This window comes from Streptomyces sp. NPDC002044 (assembly GCF_040296725.1).
Lineage (GTDB): Bacteria > Actinomycetota > Actinomycetes > Streptomycetales > Streptomycetaceae > Streptomyces > Streptomyces antarcticus.
On record NZ_JBEOXU010000027.1, the window covers coordinates 19,093 to 38,124 of the forward strand.

At 73.1% G+C, this 19,032-nt stretch carries 15 protein-coding genes; 11 read left to right on the forward strand and 4 right to left on the reverse strand.

What is annotated here, in order from left to right; translation table 11 throughout:
- Positions 1-186 precede the first annotated feature (186 nt).
- Both ABT106_RS10055 and ABT106_RS10060 read left to right on the forward strand, forming a co-directional pair.
- On the forward strand, positions 187-1,971 hold the full coding sequence (locus tag ABT106_RS10055) for a serine/threonine-protein kinase (protein ID WP_351274913.1): 1,785 nt from the start codon (positions 187-189) through the stop codon (positions 1,969-1,971).
- Between the two features lie 81 nt (positions 1,972-2,052).
- Positions 2,053-2,442, forward strand: coding sequence for a nuclear transport factor 2 family protein (locus ABT106_RS10060; RefSeq protein WP_351274915.1), 390 nt, complete (start codon positions 2,053-2,055; stop codon positions 2,440-2,442).
- Positions 2,443-2,455: 13 nt separating this feature from the next.
- Here ABT106_RS10060 and ABT106_RS10065 read toward each other — a convergent pair whose 3' ends face one another.
- On the reverse strand, positions 2,456-2,938 hold the full coding sequence (locus tag ABT106_RS10065; RefSeq protein WP_351274917.1) for an HIT family protein: 483 nt from the start codon (positions 2,936-2,938) through the stop codon (positions 2,456-2,458).
- A gap of 273 nt (positions 2,939-3,211) precedes the next feature.
- On the opposite strand from ABT106_RS10065, the gene ABT106_RS10070 reads away from it, so the two are divergent.
- The 7 genes from ABT106_RS10070 to ABT106_RS10100 all read left to right on the forward strand — a co-directional run bounded on the left by ABT106_RS10070 (position 3,212) and on the right by ABT106_RS10100 (position 11,079).
- Positions 3,212-4,276 (forward strand): alpha/beta hydrolase, encoded by a 1,065-nt coding sequence (locus ABT106_RS10070; protein WP_351274919.1) that lies wholly within the window; start codon positions 3,212-3,214, stop codon positions 4,274-4,276.
- Positions 4,269-5,576: an acyltransferase family protein gene (locus ABT106_RS10075; protein WP_351274921.1), complete on the forward strand. Its 1,308-nt coding sequence runs from the start codon at positions 4,269-4,271 to the stop codon at positions 5,574-5,576. Before ABT106_RS10070 ends, ABT106_RS10075 begins: the two co-directional genes overlap by 8 nt.
- Before the next feature lie 10 nt (positions 5,577-5,586).
- The gene (locus ABT106_RS10080; RefSeq protein ID WP_351274923.1) at positions 5,587-6,921 is read left to right on the forward strand and encodes a histidine kinase; all 1,335 of its coding nucleotides are present in this window, start codon (positions 5,587-5,589) and stop codon (positions 6,919-6,921) included.
- Positions 6,922-6,926: 5 nt separating this feature from the next.
- On the forward strand, positions 6,927-7,598 hold the full coding sequence (locus ABT106_RS10085; protein ID WP_351274925.1) for a response regulator: 672 nt from the start codon (positions 6,927-6,929) through the stop codon (positions 7,596-7,598).
- A gap of 88 nt (positions 7,599-7,686) precedes the next feature.
- Positions 7,687-9,054, forward strand: a complete 1,368-nt coding sequence (locus ABT106_RS10090) for a sensor histidine kinase (RefSeq protein WP_351274927.1) — start codon at positions 7,687-7,689, stop codon at positions 9,052-9,054.
- Positions 9,051-9,710, forward strand: a complete 660-nt coding sequence (locus tag ABT106_RS10095; protein ID WP_351274929.1) for a response regulator — start codon at positions 9,051-9,053, stop codon at positions 9,708-9,710. Before ABT106_RS10090 ends, ABT106_RS10095 begins: the two co-directional genes overlap by 4 nt.
- 145 nt (positions 9,711-9,855) lie before the next feature.
- Positions 9,856-11,079, forward strand: coding sequence for a cytochrome P450 (locus tag ABT106_RS10100; RefSeq protein WP_351274931.1), 1,224 nt, complete (start codon positions 9,856-9,858; stop codon positions 11,077-11,079).
- Between the two features lie 195 nt (positions 11,080-11,274).
- On the opposite strand, the gene ABT106_RS10105 is transcribed toward ABT106_RS10100, so the two are convergent.
- On the reverse strand, positions 11,275-12,135 hold the full coding sequence (locus ABT106_RS10105; protein WP_351274983.1) for a diacylglycerol kinase family protein: 861 nt from the start codon (positions 12,133-12,135) through the stop codon (positions 11,275-11,277).
- Positions 12,136-12,319: 184 nt separating this feature from the next.
- Here ABT106_RS10105 and ABT106_RS10110 point away from each other — a divergent pair, with 184 nt between their 5' ends.
- Both ABT106_RS10110 and ABT106_RS10115 read left to right on the forward strand, forming a co-directional pair.
- On the forward strand, positions 12,320-13,603 hold the full coding sequence (locus tag ABT106_RS10110) for an adenylosuccinate synthase (protein ID WP_351274933.1): 1,284 nt from the start codon (positions 12,320-12,322) through the stop codon (positions 13,601-13,603).
- Positions 13,604-13,877: 274 nt separating this feature from the next.
- Positions 13,878-17,825: a hypothetical protein gene (locus ABT106_RS10115; protein WP_351274935.1), complete on the forward strand. Its 3,948-nt coding sequence runs from the start codon at positions 13,878-13,880 to the stop codon at positions 17,823-17,825.
- A gap of 75 nt (positions 17,826-17,900) precedes the next feature.
- Here the strand turns inward: ABT106_RS10115 and ABT106_RS10120 are convergent, their stop codons facing one another.
- Positions 17,901-18,131 (reverse strand): DUF397 domain-containing protein, encoded by a 231-nt coding sequence (locus tag ABT106_RS10120; protein WP_351274937.1) that lies wholly within the window; start codon positions 18,129-18,131, stop codon positions 17,901-17,903.
- Complete coding sequence (locus tag ABT106_RS10125) at positions 18,128-18,979, reverse strand: helix-turn-helix domain-containing protein (protein ID WP_351274939.1); 852 nt, start codon at positions 18,977-18,979, stop codon at positions 18,128-18,130. Before ABT106_RS10125 ends, ABT106_RS10120 begins: the two co-directional genes overlap by 4 nt.
- Between the last annotated feature and the right edge of the window lie 53 nt (positions 18,980-19,032).

Genomic DNA, 19,032 nt, shown 5'->3' on the forward strand with positions numbered 1-19,032 from the left:
CCAAAGGCACGCCCCCTCCAGCCCCGCCGGCGTTTGAGGCGCGGGTCCGGGCAGAGCCCGGCAGCCGGGCCGCCGCGCAGGGGTGCGGGGACCGGCCCGCCGGGACCTCGCGTTCCGGCCCCCCGCCGAAGCCCGCCCCACTAGGCTCGGATCCACGGCCAGTCCAGGGGGAGGGGCCACCCGGCCATGGAGCAACTGCACCCGCACGACCCGCACCGCATCGGCCCGTACCGCCTGCTGTCCCGCCTCGGCGCCGGCGGCATGGGCCAGGTCTACCTGGCGCGGTCCGACCGCGGCCGCACCGTCGCCGTCAAGCTCGTGCACCCCGAGCTCGCCGCCCGCGAGGAGTTCCGGATCCGGTTCCGCCAGGAGGTCGCCGCCGCCCGCCGCGTCGGCGGTGAGTGGACGGCCCCGGTGCTCGACGCCGACACCGAGGCCCCGACCCCCTGGTTCGCCACCGGCTACATCGCCGGCCCCAGCCTCCGCCAGGCCGTCGCCGGCGACTTCGGCCCGCTGCCGGGGCGTTCCGTACGGATCCTCGCCGCGGGCCTCGCGTACGCCCTCCAGGACATCCACCGCGCCGGGCTCATACACCGTGACCTGAAGCCCTCGAACGTCCTGCTCACCCTCGACGGCCCCCGCGTCATCGACTTCGGCATCGCCCGCGCCCCGGCCGAGCCCGACGCCGGTCTGACCCGGACCGGCGAACTCATCGGCTCCCCCGGGTTCATGGCCCCCGAACAGATCAACGGCGTTCCGGTCACCGCCGCCTGCGACGTCTTCTGCCTCGGCGCGGTCCTCGCGTACGCCGCCACCGGCCGGCTCCCGTTCGGCGACAGCGAGCGGCCCGGCGGCATGGCCGCGCTGCTGCTGCGCATCACCGAGGCCGAGCCGGACCTGACCGGCGTACCGGCGGACCTCCACGACCTCGTACGGGACTGCCTGCGCCGGAACCCCGCCGAGCGGCCGGGGCCCGCGGAGGTGCTGGCCCGGGTCGGCGCGGGCGACACCGTGGCCGACGGAAGGGCCCTGGAACCGTGGCTTCCGGGCCCGTTGGTGGCCCAGCTCGGGCGGCACGCCGTACAACTCCTGGACCGCGAGGACGCCGGCCCGGACCGCGCGGAGCCGGAACCGGAGCCCGTGCCCCCGGCCCCTGCCCCTGCCCCGCCCCCGTACGTTCCGCCGTATCAGCCCTATCAGCCGTATCACCCGCCGTATCCGGCCCCGTACGGGCTCCCGTCCCCGGCGCCCCACCCGGGCGGCAACGGCGCGGCGCCCCGACCGGCGCCGCCCCGGCTCCCGGCGCCCCCGCCACCGCTCCACCCGTCGACGCTGCCGACGCGTTACGGCGCCGGGACGCCGCCGACCGGCCACCCCGCGTACGGGCCGCCCCGGGCGGAACCGGCCCCGCGTCCCCGGACCGCGTCCACCGCCTTCCTCCTCGCGGTGGCCGCGGTCGTCGCGGTCTCGGCGGGCGGCACGGTGTACGCCGTGATGAGCGGGGACCAGGGCGTACGGGCGCCCGGCAGCACTACCCGTACGCCCACCGTCGCCGCGCCGTCGGACCCGGCCGCACCCTCAGACCCCGCCGCCGCGGCGGACGCGCCCGCCGCGGCGGGCGCGTCCGGGGCCGGGGCCTCCGCCGCCGCCGGCCGCCTCCCGGACGCCTACCTCGGCACCTGGCGCGCCACCAACGGCACCCAGACGTGGCAGCTCACCCTCGCTCCCGGCTCGGTCGGCGACACCGTGATGTCCCTCTCCGTACGGGACCCCGCCTTCGCCTGTTCCTGGGAGGCGCCCCTGCGCAGCGCCTCCGAACCGGTGGAGCTGGACGGCTCCACCGTCACCTCGGGCGACCCGGTGACCTGCGCGCCCGGCGGGTGGAGCCGACTGCGGCTGCTGCCCGGCGGAAGCCTCCAGCGGGAGCTGGTCGGCAGCGACAGTCCGCCGCTGACCTATCGCGAACAGTGAGCATCACCGAATTGTGTCGAAGTCAATAAGCCTGCAAGCAGAGCTTGTTACGTATGACGGCGGCGTCGGACACTGCCGCACATGGAGCCGTTGAACGTAGTGGCACAACTGTGGGAGCGGATCGAGGCACGCGACTGGGACGGGGTGGCCAAGCTCATCGCCGAGGACGCGGTCATCGAATGGCCCGTGAGCGGTGAGCGCATCGTGGGGCGTGCCAACTTCATCGCCGTGAACAGTGACGACGGCTATGCGGACGAGAGACCGGTGGAACTGCTGCGCATCCTGGCGGACGGGGACCTCGTCGTCACCGAGGTGGAGATACCTCAGGACCACGTCGTCTACCGGGCCGTTTCCCTGTGGACCGTACGGGACGGGGAGATCGTGGGCGCGAGGGAGTACTGGACCAGCCCCGGTCAGGACCCCGCACCGCGCTGGCGGGCGGGGTACGTGGAGCCCCTGGTCGCGGACTGAGCCGCCCGCTGCCTCAGGCGGCGCCGAGCCGGTCCAGCTCCTCCCCGATCGCGGCGCGCAGGCCGTCGTGGCGGGCGGCCAGGGCGTGTTCCTCGCCGCGCCAGTACGCCTCCCGGTCGTACAGCCAGACCGGCATCCGGACGAGGCCGTCGGGCTCCCAGTCGTAGCGGGGCCAGATGTGGGCGTGGAGGTACGGGTCGGTGTTGCCCAGGATCTCGATGTTCACGCGGCGGAAGGCCGGGTCGAGCCGGCGGCAGGCCAGCTCGACGGCCTCGGCGAGGCGCTCCATGTCGGAGAGGTACGCGATCCTGCGCGCCCGTGGCAGGTCGGAGAGCCGGGTGACGGCGGGGTCGTCGGTCAGCAGCACCGAGTACCCGGGCAGGAACTGCCGGTCGCCGATCACGGCGAAGCCCGTGTCGAGGCGGCGGAGGACGGTGGGGTTCTCTCCCCGGTGCGCGCTGTTGATGCGGTCGTGGCGCCACGCGGTATCGATCATGACGAGACCCTAACGAACGGCCGGGCGCCGTGTCGGCCGGTCGGCCGGTCGGCCGGGCGGCCGGGCGGTCGGCCGCCGCAACTCGTCCCCGCTCGCCGTGACTCGGCTCGACTCGCCGTGACTCGCCTCAACTGGCCTCTCGTGTCACCCCTGTCATACCTGAGAGCCACGTACGAACACGGCTCCGCAGCGGGACGCGAACCACGGGCCTGGATTTCTAACTTCGGAACGGAGAGGGGCGGGGACGGCTCTTCCGGACCGAAGGAACAGACGATGGCGGGGACGACGGGTACAGCGGGCAGGACTTCGGGAGCGGCGGGTACGGCGGGCGCGGGGGGCGTCGCCGGGGCCGTGCGGGCGGGTGGGCGGGCCGGCGGGCGGGTGTGGCGCACGGCGCTGGCCGCCCTGGTCGCCTCCGCCGTCGCGATACCCGTCACCGCCGCGGCCTCCCCCGATGTACCCGCCCCGCCGCCCGTGGTGTTCGCGCGGGACGCCCCCGCCGAGGGGCGGTACGCCGCCAACCTCGCCAACCTCGCCGAGGCGGCCCGTACGGCCCGGGGCGCCGGCCGCACGGGCCGGGGCGCGAAGCTCCGTGCCATGGAGGCGGGCGGTGCGGCCCGGTTCCTCGCGTTCGACGGCCGTGGGAAGGGGCGTGCCGTCGAGGTGTTCGGCAGCCTGGAGGGCGCCGACCGCGTCACCGTGCTCGTGCCCGGGTCGGACACCACGCTCGACACCTACCAGCGGTTCCGCGCCGGGGCCGTCGCCCTTCGGCAGCGCCTCCAGGCCGAGCACCCGCGCTCGGCCGTGGTCGCCTGGCTCGGGTACGACACTCCGGGCACGGTCAGCGCCACCGTCCTCACCACCCGACGGGCGGACGAGGCCGCCGTCGAACTGCGGTCCTTCCTGGACCGGCTGCGGGGGCTGTCGGGCCCGGATGCCCGGATCTCCCTGCTGTGCCACTCCTACGGGTCCGTGGTCTGTGCCCGGACCGCCACCGGGCCGGGGGTCACCGATGTGGCCCTGTTCGGCAGCCCGGGCACGGGGGCCGACTCCGCCGGCGACCTGCCGACCGGGGCCCGGGTGTGGGCCGGCCGGGGCACCGGCGACTGGATCGGCGGCGTTCCGCACGTGCGGGTCGCCGGGGTCGGCTTCGGCGCCGATCCGGTCGACCCGGCCTTCGGGGCCCGGCCCTTCGCCGCCGGCTCCGCCGGGCACAGCGACTACCTCAAGCCCGGCACCGAGTCCCTCGACAGCCTGGCCGCCATCGTCCTCGGCACCCGCGGCGGCACCGGCGCCACCGCCGCCACCGTGTCTGCTCCGGGGGTGCCCCGTGCGTAGCCTCCGCTCCCGCCGGTCCGTCCTGGCGGACCGTGTCGACGGTGCCACCCCGGCCGGGCGGGACCGCGCCGTGGACGCGCTGCGGGCCCTGGCAATCGTCGGCGTGGTGCTCGGCCACTGGCTGGTCACCGCCCTGACCACCGCCAACGGCGGTCTGAGCGGCACGAGTCCGCTGGCGTACATGCCCTGGCTGGCCCCGGTGTCCTGGGTGTTCCAGACCCTCGCCGTCTTCTTCCTCGTCGGCGGCCATGTCGCCGCGGGCGGGTACGCGTCGGCCCGGGCGCGGGGGATCCCGTACGGCACCTGGGTCGGGCAGCGGCTGGGCAGGCTGTTCCGTCCGGTCGCCGCGGTACTGGTCCTGTGGACCGTGGCCGCGGGTGCGATGCTCCTCGGCGGGGTGCCGCTGGACACCGTGCGGACGCTGGTCACGCTGGTGCTGTCGCCGCTGTGGTTCCTGCTGGTGTTCGCCGCGCTGACCGCCGTGACCCCGCTGGTGGCGCGGCTGAACCCGCTCTGGCCGCTGGCCGTGGTGGCCGGCGTCGACGTGTGGCGGTTCGGCTCCGGCGGGCCCGGGGCGATCGGCTGGGTCAACGTGGCCGCCGGCTGGCTCGTGCCGTACGCCGTGGGCGCCGCGTGGTCCCGGGGGGCGTTCGCCCGGCGCGGGCCGGCGTTGCTCCTGCTCTGCGGCGGGGCCGCCGCCACCGCCTCGCTGGTGTTCTGGGGCGGGTACCCGGCGTCGATGGTGGGTGTTCCCGGCGCCGCGGTGTCGAACCTGAACCCGCCGACGCTCGCCTGCGTGGCCTTCGGTCTGGCCCAGTGCGGGCTGGCGCTGCTGGTCCGCGAGCCGCTGGCCCGGGCCATGTGCCGGCCGCGGGCCTGGGCGAAGGTGGCCCTGGTGAACCTGTCCGCCATGACGGTCTTCCTCTGGCACCAGACCGCCATGATCGCTGTCACCGCCGTAGGGCTGCTGGTCCCGGCCGACCTGCCCGGGCTGCACACGGTGCCCGGCTCGGTGGGCTGGATGGCCGCCCGGCTGTTGTGGCTGCCGGTGTTCGCCGCCGCGCTGGCGGTGTGCTGGTCCGCGTTCCGCGCGTACGAGCGACCCCGGTCGCGACGCTCACCCCGGACGACCCCGCTGCCGTCCCCGCCCCGGCGGGCATCGGGGGCCGAGCGGGCATCGGAGGCCGAGCGGGCGTCCCGGCCGCCGCGGGCCGCCCGGGTGGCCGGGTCCGGCCCGGCTGCCGCGCGGCGGACGGACGGTGCTTGTCCGGACCCCGTCAAGGAGGCGACCGGTGCCTAGGGTGACCCCTGTGACTCCGAAGCCCCCGTCCCCGGCCGAACCGCCGCTCCCTGCCCCCGTCCTGGGGGACACCACCTGGCGGGGGGTGCCGCGGGAGCTGTTCACCCTGCGCCGGGACCCGCTTCCCCGGATGTCGCGGCCGCGCTGGCTGGCCCGGCTGCCGCACGTGCTCGTCGTGCTCGCGGCCGTGTTGTTCGGCCTCCTCACGGCGACGCAGCTCTTCGACCCCTACCAGGTCAGCGGCGACCTCGCGTTCTTCCAGGCGGTCCTGACCGGTCTGGCCATCGGACTGGCGCTGTTCCGTCCGATCGCCGCCTGGTGGCTCGGGCTGGTGGCCGCGGCCCTGATCGCCTGGACGATCCCCCTCCCCCTGGGGCCCGGGGCGACCTGGCCCTGGACGCCCGGCGGACTGTTCGCCTTCGCGCCGCTGATCCTCCTGGCCGCCCTCCGGGTACCGCCCAGGGTCACCATCGCGGTCGTCGGCGTCTCGCTCGGCTACACCGCCCTGACCGAGGCGCTCTTCAAACCGGTGAACGGCCAGAGCACCTTCGTGGGGGCCGCACTTCTCTTCGGCTTCGCCGGCCTCCTCGGCTACGCGCTGCGCGCGCTGCGGCTGGCCCGCGGGAAACTCGTGGAGCAGGAGACCCTCACCGAGGAGGAACGCGCCCGGCGCACCCTGCTGGAGGAGCGCAGCCGGATCGCCCGCGAGCTCCACGACGTGGTCGCGCACCACATGTCGGTGATCTCCATCCAGGCCCAGGTCGCCCCGCACCTCGTGGAGAACCCGTCCGAGGAACTGAGGGAGAACCTGTCCGGCATCCGGGAGAACGCCCTGGAGGCCCTGACCGAGCTGCGCCGGGTGCTGGGCGTCCTGCGTTCCGAGGATCCGGAGGATCCCGCGAACCCGCACCATCCGCAGCCGACCCTCGACGAGCTGGACGGTCTCGTGGACAACGTGCGGGGGGCCGGGCTGGACGTCACCACCGAGATCGCGGGCCTCCGGCGGCCGCTGACCCCCGGCGTCGAGCTGACCGCGTACCGGATCGTGCAGGAGGCCCTGAGCAACTGCCTGCGCCACGCGCCCGGCTCACAGGTCGAGGTCGGCATCGCCTACGGGCCGCACGAGCTGCACCTGTGCGTCGCCAACACCGCGCCGACGCGCCCCGTCCCGTCCTCCCCGGGCGCGGGACACGGGCTGTTGGGCATGCGGGAGCGCGCGGGCATGCTGGGGGGCGAGCTGGCCGCGGGGCCGCGCCCCGGCGGCGGGTACGAGGTGAGCGCCGTGCTCCCGATGGACCCGCGGCAGCCGGCCGGTGGATCCGCCCCTGACACGAAGAAGGACTGACCGCCATGACCAGCCCCATCAAGGTGATGATCGCCGACGACCAGATGATGGTCCGGCAGGGGTTCACCGTGCTGCTCAACGCCCAGCCCGACATCGAGGTGGTCGGCCAGGCGGTGGACGGCGCCGATGCCGTGGCCCAGGTCGCCGCGCTGGCCCCGGACGTCGTGCTGATGGACATCCGCATGCCGGGCATGGGCGGCATCGAGGCCACATCCGTCATCACCGCCGTCCCGGGCGCCTCCGTGAAGGTGCTGGTGCTCACCACCTTCGACCTCGACGAGTACGTGTACGAGGCGCTGCGGGCCGGGGCCTCCGGCTTCCTGCTCAAGGACGCCTCGGCGGACCAGCTGGCCGAGGCGGTGCGGGTGGTGGCGGCCGGGGAGGCGCTGCTCTCGCCGAACATCACGAAGCGGCTGATCACGGAGTTCTCCCGGATGGGGGCTCCCCGCGGCCCGTCCCGTGCGCGGATCGACGAGCTGACCGAGCGGGAGACGGAGGTACTGTCGCTGATCGCCCAGGGGCTGTCGAACGCGGAGATCGCCGCGCACCTGGTCCTGGCCGAGCAGACGGTGAAGACCCATGTGGGCCGCATCCTGGTGAAGCTGGGCCTGCGGGACCGGACGCAGGCCGCCGTCTTCGCGTACGAGACGGGTCTGATCCGCCCGACGGGCTACTGACGGACCCGGGTAGTACTTGAGGGGGATCCCCGGATATCCCCATCAGCGGCGACGCGGGCCACGGGGGCGGCGACCTACGGTGGGGTGCATGACCGAGACGACCGCCGGGGGGACAGCCCGGACACCCGAGTTCCGCATGGCAGCGGGGGTAGTGGCGACCCTGCGCCAGGACATGATCACCGATGCCTTCGCCTACCGGCCGCTGCCGCTGGTGGCGGCCCCGGGGCGCTTCATGCGGCGGATGCCCGCAGTGATACGCAGGCAGTCGCCATGGAGCCAGTACGCGGCGGTGACGGCGCTGGCCGCCTTCGCCGTGATCTTCACGGCCGGCTCCCAGCAGACCTTCCTCGGTGATCTGGGCCGGCTCGCCGCGGGACTCATCGCCGGGATCCCGATCCTGATGACGCTGGTGCGGCCGGTGGGTGCCTGGTGGGCGGCCGTCGCGATGACGCTGGTCCTGGCCGTGCTCGGCGGATCCTGGAACTGGCCCTGGACTCCGGGCAGCTTCTTCTCCTACATCGTCGTCCTGGTCCTGGTGACCCTGCGGACCGGGCCGCGGATCGCGGCCTGGATGTGGGCGCTGACCTTCGCCCTCGGTTTCGTGATCGCGATGGTGTTCGGCAACCGGTCGGGGATGAACCTTCCGGAGATGGCGGTGGCCTCGGCCATCGCGCTGGCGATAGCGAGCAGCGTCCAGATACGCCGGCACGCCACGGCGGAGGTGACGGCGCAGCAGGAGGTGACGGCCGTCGAGCGGGACAAGCGGACGCTGCTGGAGGAGCGGACCACGATCGCCCGCGAGCTGCACGACGTGGTGGCGCACCACATGTCGGTGGTGGCGATCCAGGCGGAGGCTGCGCCGTACCGGGTGAAGAATCCGCCGCCGGAGCTGGAGGCGGCGTTCGTCACCATCCGGGAGAACGCGGTGGCGGCCCTGACGGAACTGCGGCGGGTGCTCGGGGTGGTGCGCTCCGCGGACTACGAGGCCCCCGACGCCCCGCAGCCGACGCTGGCCTCGCTGGACGGGCTGCTGGCGAATGTGCGGGAGGCCGGGCTGAGCGTGGACAAGACCGTCACGGGCGCGGTCCGGGAGCTGCCGCAGGGCGTGGAGCTGTCGGCGTACCGGATCATCCAGGAGGCGCTGAGCAACACGCTGCGGCACGCGCCGGGTGCGCAGGCCGGTGTGGAGGTGTCCTACGTGCTCGGCGGCCTGGGGATACGCGTCGTCAACGGGGCGGCGACGGGAGACGTCCGTCCCTCGCCCGGGGCCGGGCACGGGATCACGGGGATGCGGGAGCGCGTGGCCATGCTGGAGGGGGAGATGACGGCCGGCGGCACGGCCGGCGGCGGGTACGAGGTGGCGGTGTTCATCCCGGTGCGCGGCCGTGACGGGTCGGCGGCCGAGGACGCGTCCGCGCCGGGCTCCGCGCGGGGCTCCGGGGCGGGGACGCCATGACGATCAGGGTGTTGATCGTCGATGACCAGATGATGGTCCGCGAGGGCTTCTCGGTGCTGTTGAACGCCATGGACGGCATCGAGGTGGTCGGGGAGGCCGTCGACGGCCGGGAGGCCATCGCGCAGGTGGCGGCGCTGCGGCCGGACGTGGTGCTGATGGACATCCGGATGCCGCTGATGAACGGGCTGGAGGCGACGCGGGAGATCGTGGCCGCCGACACGGACGCGAAGGTGCTGGTCCTGACGACCTTCGACCTCGACGAGTACGTGTACCAGGCGCTGCGGGCCGGGGCCTCCGGGTTCCTGCTCAAGGACGCCTCGGCCCGTCAGCTGGCCGACGGGGTGCGGGTGGTGGCGGCCGGGGAGGCGCTGCTGGCGCCCTCGGTGACCAAGCGGCTGATCGCGGAGTTCTCCAAGCTCGCCGAAAGCCCGCGGCTCGCCGACCCGGCGGGCGTGGGAGAGCTGACGGAGCGCGAGACCGAGGTGCTCGTACTGATCGCGCAGGGGCTCTCCAACGTCGAGATAGCCGACCGGCTGGTCGTCGCGGAGTCCACGATCAAGACCCACGTGAGCCGGATCCTGGTCAAACTGGGCCTCCGGGACCGGACACAGGCCGCGGTGTTCGCCTACGAGACCCGCTTGGTGCGGCCCGGCTAGGCAGCGGAGAGGTGCGGGGCCTCGCACCCACCAGGGGACAGGGCCCGCACATAGGGGGAATCGCGTCTGGCCGTACGGGGGTTGCTCCAGCCGGCCCGCCCCGTCGCGCCGGCTGCCGCGCCGGTCACGGCATTAGGGTGCGGGGATGGGCTTTGATCCGTGGGACCCCGCGTTCGTCGCCGATCCGTACCCGGCCTACCGGGAGTTGCGGGAGCGGGGACGGGCCGTGTGGTACGAGGCCACCGGGCAGTGGCTGGTGCCGCACTACGCCGATGTGAGCGCGCTGCTGCGGGACCGGCGGCTGGGGCGGACCTATCTGCACCGGTTCTCGCACGAGGAGTTCGGCCGTACGGCCCCTCCGGCGGAGCACGAGCCGTTCCACGTGCTCAACGGCAACGGCCTGCTGGACCTGGAGGACCCCGCGCACGCGCGGGTGCGCGGGCTCGTGGCGAAGGCGTTCACCCCGCGGACCGTGGAGCGGCTGGTCCCCGCCGTGCGGCGGCTCGCGGGGGAGCTGGTGGGGCAGTTGGTCGCGGACGGCGGCGGGGATCTGCTCACCGCCGTCGCCGAACCCCTTCCGGTGGCGGTGATCGCCGAGCTGCTCGGCATCCCGGAGGCGGACCGGGGGCTGCTGCGGCCCTGGTCGGCGGACATCTGCGGCATGTTCGAGCTGCGGCCGGACGAGGAGACGGCGCGGCGCGCGGTGCGGGCGAGCGAGGAGTTCAGCGCGTACCTGCGGGCGCTGATCGCCGAGCGGCGCGCCCGGCCCGGGGAGGATCTGATCTCCGGGCTGATCGCCGCCCACGACGAGGCGGGCCGCCTCAGCGAGCAGGAGATGATCTCCACCTGCGTGCTCCTGCTGAACGCCGGTCACGAAGCGACCGTCAACACCACCGCCAACGGCTGGTGGACGCTGCTGCGGCACCCGGAACAGCTCGCGGAGCTCCGGGCACGTCCGCACTCCGGGGACGCGGCGTCCAAATACTTGTCCACAGCTGTGGATGAACTCCTGCGATTCGATACACCCCTACAAATGTTCGAACGCTGGGTGCTCGACGACATCGAGGTCGGTGACACCGTCATCCCCCGCGGAGCCGAGGTGGCGCTGCTCTTCGGCTCGGCGAACCGGGACCCGGCGCGGTTCGCCGACCCCGACGTCCTGGACCTCGTACGGGCCGACAATCCGCATCTGACCTTCGGCGCCGGAATCCACTACTGCCTCGGAGCCCCCCTGGCACGACGGGAGTTGGAGGCGTCCTTCGGGGCGCTGCTGGCGCCCGGGGTCCCGCCGCTGCGGCTCGTGAAGGAGCCGCGGTGGCGGGACGGGTACGTCATCCGGGGGCTGGAGGAGCTGATCGTCGCCTTCTGATCGTCGCCTTCTGATCTTCGTGCTCCGGCCGCCGCGTTCCGGCGGGAGCGCCCCGGCCGCCGCGTTCCGGCGGTCAGGGGCAGAGGCCAGGGGCGGGGGTCAGGGGCCGGGGCCAGGGGCCGCGTTCCGCCCGGCGCACCGTGCCCCCGGGGGCCGGACGGGGTGACCGTGCCGTTCCCGCGGGGGCACCGGGTGTCAGCGCGGCCGGGTGAGGGCCCAGGCCCCGGGGTGCAGGGTCCACGTACGGCGGCGCACCGGGCCCGCCACGGTGGCGTCGGCGCGGTAGCGGAAGTCCGCGCCGGACACCGTCACCGTCTTGGCGCGGGCCCGCACCACCGTGCCCGCGCCCGCGCCGCCCGCGCCCCCGGCGGTCCGGACCGCGACCTCCGCGAGGCCGCCGTCGTCCCGCGTCGACAGCGAGACGTCCTCCACCGGGCGGTCCACGTCGACCAGGACCACCCCGTCGGCCTCCACCCGCAGGCGGCGCGGCACCGGTCCCCCGCCGCCCACCGGGTGGACCAGCGACCGCACCAGCGACCGGTACGCGCTCCACACCGACGGCCCGGTCCCGGCCCCGCGGGGGCCCCGGGCGGCGGCGCCCGACCCGGCGCGCAGCGGCGGGATCCGCAGCTCCCCCAGCACCACCCCGTCGCTGTCGTCGACCAGCAGGTCGCACAGGCGCACCGACCCGTCGAGCACGGCCCGCGCCGCCGTGACGGCCGACTCGGGCACGCCGAGCGACCGGGCCAGCGCCAGGTTGGCCGGCTGGCCCACCGGGATCAGCGAGACGGCCCCTCCGGCGAGCCCCCGCTCGCGGTGCAGCAGCCCGACGGCCCGGACCAGCGCCCGGTCGTCGCCCACGATCACCGGCTGCCGATGACCCCGGCGGGCGAGGGCCCGCGCAAACTCCTCCTGCGAATCCGGAAGGCAGATTTTCGCCGCCGCACCGGCTGACAACACATCTTTCGCGATCCGCACGGACTCGCCGTCAAGACGGCGGGCGACCGGGTCGACGAGCACCAGCAGGCCGCCTACCGGCGCGCCCGCATGGCTCATGGTGGGCTCTGGAGCCGACACCTCGGTCCTTCCTCGGGTAGCATCTTTGTGCAAGAGGCCCTTGCGCTATTGCGCCAGGGCCTTCGTCTATTCCGGGGTACCGGTCCGACGGCTCAGCCTGCGGTGTACATCGTCGTACGCCCCCTGACCTTGGACATGCCCCATCCGGAAGAGGTGTACGCCTGTGCCCGCTCTTGTGCTGCTCGGAGCTCAGTGGGGTGACGAGGGCAAGGGAAAGGCCACCGACCTGCTCGGTGGATCCGTTGACTATGTAGTGCGCTACCAGGGTGGCAACAACGCCGGCCACACGGTCGTCGTCGGCGACCAGAAGTACGCACTGCACCTTCTCCCCTCCGGCATCCTCTCCCCCGGATGCACCCCTGTCATCGGCAACGGCGTCGTCGTCGACCCGGCCGTCCTGCTCTCCGAGCTGCGCGGCCTGAACGAGCGCGGCATCGACACGTCCAAGCTGCTGATCAGTGGCAACGCGCACCTGATCACTCCGTACAACGTAACCCTCGACAAGGTCGGCGAGCGCTTCCTCGGCAAGCGCAAGATCGGTACGACCGGCCGCGGCATCGGCCCGACCTACGCGGACAAGATCAACCGCGTCGGCATCCGTGTCCAGGACCTGTACGACGAGTCGATCCTCATCCAGAAGGTCGAAGCGGCGCTGGAGGGCAAGAACCAGCTCCTCGCGAAGCTGTACAACCGCCGCGCCATCGAAGCGGGCGCGATCGTCGAGGAGATGCTCCAGTACGCGGAGCAGATCAAGGGCTACGTCGCCGACACCACCCTGATCCTCAACAACGCGCTGGACGAGGACAAGGTCGTGCTCTTCGAGGGCGGCCAGGGCACCCTGCTCGACGTCGACCACGGCACGTACCCCTTCGTCACCTCCTCGAACCCGACCGCCGGCGGCGCCTGCACCGGCACCGGCGTGGGCCCGACGAAGATCAGCCGTGTCATCGGCATCCTGAAGGCATACACGACCCGCGTCGGCGCCGGTCCGTTCCCGACCGAGCTGTTCGACAAGGACGGCGAGGACCTGCGCCGCATCGGCGGCGAGCGCGGTGTGACCACCGGCCGTGACCGCCGCTGCGGCTGGTTCGACGCGCCGATCGCCCGCTACGCGACCCGCGTGAACGGCCTGACGGACTTCTTCCTCACCAAGCTGGACGTGCTGACCGGCTGGGAGCAGATCCCGGTGTGCGTCGCGTACGAGATCGACGGCAAGCGCGTCGAGGAGCTGCCCTACTCGCAGACCGACTTCCACCACGCGAAGCCGATCTACGAATACCTCCCCGGCTGGTCCGAGGACATCACCAAGGCCAAGACCTTCGAGGACCTCCCGGCGAACGCCCAGGCGTACGTCAAGGCCCTGGAGGAGATGTCGGGCGCCCCGATCTCCGCGATCGGCGTCGGCCCCGGCCGGACCGAGACGATCGAGATCAACTCCTTCCTCTAGCAGCACCGGGCCGCCGGCTCACAGGCCCACGGACCCACAGGCCCACCCGGAGGGGCGGGACGCGCACCGCGCGTCCCGCCCCTCCGGCGTATCCGGGCACCGGACACCGTGCGCCGGGCTCTCGCGCGGGGGTGCGGCGGGGCGTCGGAAACCCGGTGCGTTTCCAGCCAGACGAAACGTTAAACTCCGCCTACCCGCAGCCCCTGTGCAGATCACGGAGCGCGGGCCTGCTTGAACTGGGGGGTTCATGAGCTTGCTGCCACTGGGCAGAAGAATGTCCAGCAGACGGGGGAGAAGCCGCACCGCGGTCGCCTCGGGCGCCCTGCTGCTGGCGGTCCTGGCCTCGTCCGCCGGCCAGACCGGGTCCGCCCTCGCGGCCCCGGCACCGCCTGCCACCACCGACACCGCGGCGGCCGCGGCCGCGGCGCCGCAGGCACCCACCGGCCCCGCGGCCGCACCGAAGCCGGACCCGAAGGCCGACCACGCGGCGGCCGTACGCGCGCGGCGCGCGAGCGACCCGGCCGGCGCCTGCCCGCCGGCCCTGACGCCGCACACGGTCGTGAACTGCACCGTCCCGGCGAGCACGACGACCGAGTTCACGCTGAACCTGCCGCAGCAGAAGGACCTGGTCCTGATCCAGGCCGTCGCCGCGCAGGGCTCGCTGTGGCCCCGGCTCACGGCGCCGGACGGCTCCGCCGTCACCTGCGAGAACGTACGCGGCAGCGGCAACGCCGACGGAGCACTGCGCTGTCCCACCACCGGGGCGGGCACGTACCGGCTGTCGCTCCTGAACAACAGCGGTACGGAGACCGGTGCCTCGGTCGCGTACACCCCGCTGCTGTCCACCACCGCCTGCAAGCCGGTCGGCCCCGCCGACCGCAAGCTCGGCGCCCCGACGGTGTTCAAGGGCTCGCTGGCCGCCGGCTCGGCCGGCGACTGCTACACCCCGGCACTCGCCGCGAACGACGTGCTGCGGACCTACGCCACCTCGTACCGCGTCCTGCACTCCGTCTACGACGCGACGGGCAAGGAGCTCTGCTCCTCCCTGAACCGCGAGGGCGACGCGCTCGACTGCACGCTCGCGGGCACCGCGCCGTTCCGCGTGTCGGTCCTGCAGAGCGGCGGAGCCGCCGAGTCCTACGACTTCACCGCCGCCCGGCTCTCGAAGCCCGAGGGCTGCCCGGTGATCGAGCCCCAGGCGTACGGGACCTCCCCGGACCTGGGCTCCACCGCCCGCTGCCGCGTGCTGCGCGTTCCGGCGGCCGCCCGGTACTCCGTCACCCCGGTCTCCGCCGGGTCCGTGCCGTACGGCACCCTCTTCACGGCCGCCGGGGCTCCCGCCACCGGCTGCTCGGAGGGCGTCTGCGACCTGACCCCCGGGGACCACACCTGGGTGGTCGACCCGCGGAACACCGACGCCGGCGCGTTCGGCATCGCCTTCCACTCCCCCAAGGAGACCCGGGGCTGCACCGCGACCCACGACAACGGCCTGGTGGCCGGCGCCGTCACCGGCACCTTCGCCAATCACGGGCAGCTGCACTGCCTGACCCTGCCGACCGCCACCGGCAAGGGCGTCTACCTGCTCAACCGGCCGCCCGCCGACGGCACCTACGCGTCCCCGAAGGTCTACGACGCGGCGGGCGCCCTGCAGTGCGACGGTTCCCCGGAGAGCGTCTGCAAGCTGACCGGCACCGCGCCGTTCCGCGTGGTCCTGACGGGCGACCCCGGCGCGTTCGGGCTGGTCGTCCACCGCACCGGTGAGGCCGCGGGATGCACGCCGTGGCCGCAGACCTCCTTCGGCGCCTCGACGGGCGCGCGGGTCCAGCTCCCGGCGGACGTCCGGCAGGCTTGCCTGAGCCTGCCCGCCGACCAGCACTCGGCCGCCGAGATGCTCGACTACACGAACCTCCAGAACAAACTGAACGCCACGGTCCGGGTGGTCGACCCGGCGGGCAACGAGGCGTGCGCGACGGGCTACTCCAGCACCACCACGTCGTGCGCGCTGACCCCGGGCGTCCCGTACACGGCCCTGCTGGTCGGCTGGGGCGGCGAGGACGCGTACACCCTGGTGCGCCGCGACGTCTCCCCGGCGGCGAACTGCACCACCCCGGCCTCGACGAAGGTGGGCGGCCCGTCCACCCCCTTCGACCTGACCTCCGCCCTCGACGCCCGCTGCGTCAAGGTCACCGCGGCCGCCACCGACAAGCTGTGGTTCAGCTCGCGGACCCTCGGATCGCGGTACGAGCCCACCACGACGCTGGTCGTCGTGGACCCCAGCGGCAAGATCGCCTGCTGGCAGCACGGCGTGTCCTGCCAGGTCACCGGCTCGACCTCGTACGTCGCGGTGGTCACCGCCACCGGATACGAGGACAAGCCGATCCACTCGAACGTGGACACCTGGAAGGTCGCCACGGCGGCCGGCTGGGCCCCCGAGTGCACGGCCAACCAGGTCTCCCCCGAGGGCTTCCCGGTCCGCGGCGCGGTGCTCTCCGAGACCTCGACCGCCTACTGCGCCGTGCTCGACATGAAGGCCGGACAGTCCTTCAACGTCTACGGCACCAGCAGCGCCACCAACGGCGAGCACCCCTGGACGGACCTGCTCAGCGCCTCCGAGTGGAGCGCCCAGATCCGCCAGTACACCTGCCTCGGCACGATGGGCCAGTTCGCCACGCGCTGCAGCACCGGCAGCGACGCACCCGCCGGCCAGGCGCTCCTGCTGGTCAGCCCCCGCAAGGCGACGACCCCCGTCGAGTTCTCCATGCAGGGCGTCTGCGACCGCGGTTGCACACCCCCGCAGAACCAGCTCCCGACGGGCATCAGCCCCTCGGCCAGCGCCACCGGCACGAAGTCGCAGGCCGTCGTCAGCGGTACCGGGCTCACCCTCGGCACCAAGCTGCGGCTGGTCCGCGGCAACGGCGTCGAGCGGGCCCTCGCCCCGGTCTCCGTGAACCCGGCGGGCACCGCGCTCACCGTCCAGGTCGACGCGGTCGCACTGGACCCGGGCGTGTACGACCTCGTCCGCGAGGGCGTCGGCTACACGAGCGGAGTGCCCTCCCCGGGCTACCTCCCGAACGCGTACACCGTCACGGCCGCCCCCACCACGGGGAAGTCCCGCTTCGTGCCGCTCACCCCGGCCCGGTTCCTGGACACGCGTGACGGCACCGGCGCCACCAAGCAGCGGGTCGGTCCCGGCGGCGTGGTCACCCTCCAGGTCGCCGGTCTCAAGGGCGTTCCGGCCACCGGCGTCACCGCCGTCGTCATGAACGTGACGGCCGTCGACCCGACGCACGCCGGCCACGTCAAGGTCTACCCGAACGGCCGGCCCGTCCCCGGGGTGTCCAACCTCAACTTCGCCGCCGGCCAGATCGTCCCGAACCTGGTGACGGTGTCGGTCGTGAACGGGAAGGTGGACCTGCGCAACAACGCCGGTTCCGTCGACCTCATCGCCGACGTCACCGGCTACTACACCGACAAGGCCGACACCGGTTCCGCGTACAAGACGATCACGCCGTCCCGGTTCCTGGACACGCGTGACGGCACCGGCGCGAAGCAGCAGCGGGTCGGTCCCGGCGGCATCGTCAGCCTCCAGGTCACCGGCGTCAAGGGCGTCCCGGCCAGCGGGGTCACCGCCGTCGTCATGAACGTGACGGCCGTCGAGCCGACCACCGCGGGCCACGTCACGGTCTACCCGAACGGCCAGACCGTTCCGGGGGTGTCGAACCTCAACTTCACCGCCGGCCAGATCGTGCCGAACCTGGTGATCGTGCCGGTGGTGAACGGGAAGGTGGACCTGCGCAACAACGCCGGTTCCGTCGACCTCATCGCCGACGTCACGGGCTACTACTCGGCGACGGGCTCGACGTACTCGTCGGGCAGTCCGGTACGCCTCCTGGACACCCGCGACGGCACCGGCGCCCGTGCCGGGGCCGTGGGCCAGGGCGGGACCGTCAGCCTCCAGGTGGCCGGGACCGAGGGAGTGCCGGCGGCCGGGGTGACCGCGGTCATCCTGAACGTCACGGTGACCAACCCGACCACGGCGGGACACCTCATCGTCCACCCGTACGGGGTGACGCGTCCCAACGTGTCGAACCTCAACTTCACCGCCGGCCAGACCGTCTCCAACCTGGTCGTGGTCCCGGTGGTGGACGGCAAGGTGACGTTCTACAACCACTCGGGCAGCGTGGACGTGATCGCCGACCTGAGCGGCTACTTCACGGGCTGATCCCCCGGGGTGTGCGTACGAGGGGCCCGTCCGGTCGCCAGACCGGACGGGCCCCTCCGCGTTTCCCCGCCGCCGCTACGGCCGCGCCGCCGCCCACCCGGCGAACACCCCCCAGGCCCCGCCGGCCAGGCGGAGCGTGGGCCCGGGGTTCTTGGAGTCCCGGACGTGGACGGCGCGGCCGTCCCCACAGTCCGCCACCTCGACGCAGTCCCCGCCGCCGCCATCGCTGTAGCTCGACTTCCGCCAGGCGTGGGCCACCTCGACGCAGTCCCGCGCGCCGCTGTCATTGCCGTGGCTCGACATCATTGCTGTTCTCCCGCCAACCGCTGTATGAGGCACAGGGAATCATCAGGACTCAGGGCCTGTGCGCGGATCTTTGCATACCGCTGGGCAAGCTGCCCCACCTTCGCCCGGTCGCTGATGAGGATGGTCTCGTCTTCGTTCTCCATGTAGACCACGTGATCGTGATCCTTGGTCTCGACCAGTTTCATCGGGCCGCGTTCACCCGCGTGACTACCCCTCAGTCCTCTGTTCAGGGGCAGGACCTGCACGCTGACGTTATCCCGCAACCCGTCCCTCACCAGCGAATCCAGCTGCTCACGCTGCACCGTCCAGCTGCCGAAGGGCCGCCGCAGGACTGACTCATCGACGATCAACTGGATCATCGCAGTCGGATCGCGATCGAAGAGCGCTTTGCGCGCCATGCGTCTCTGGACCAGTGCCTCGGCCATCTCCTCGGTCACCGGCGGGTAGCTTCCCTTGATTACCGCGCGAGCATAGGTCTCCGTCTGGAAGAGCCCGTCGACCAGCACGGTCTGATAGGAGCTGAGCATGTACGCCGATGCCTCGATCGGTGCGAACTGGCCGAACCTGACCGGGTACTTCTCCATCCGGATGTACTTGCGTGCCATCTCGAAGATGCCCCGCTCATCTCCGATCGCCTCCTCCATCCTCTCCAGCATCTGATCGCTCACGGGCTGCGCACCGGTCTCCATGGCGCTTACGGCCGAGCCGGTGTAGCCGATGAGCTTGCCCAGCGCTTCCTGGGTGAGTCCCTTCTCCTTCCGGACCTGGCGCGCGATCTCGGCGATGAACCGGGATGTCGGCCGTTCTTCACCCTTGCCATCGGCCTTGTTCGCGTCTCCCTTGGCCATACAGGACACCCCCGAACTCAAACGGACTCAAACGGACTCCACCGCGCACTGGC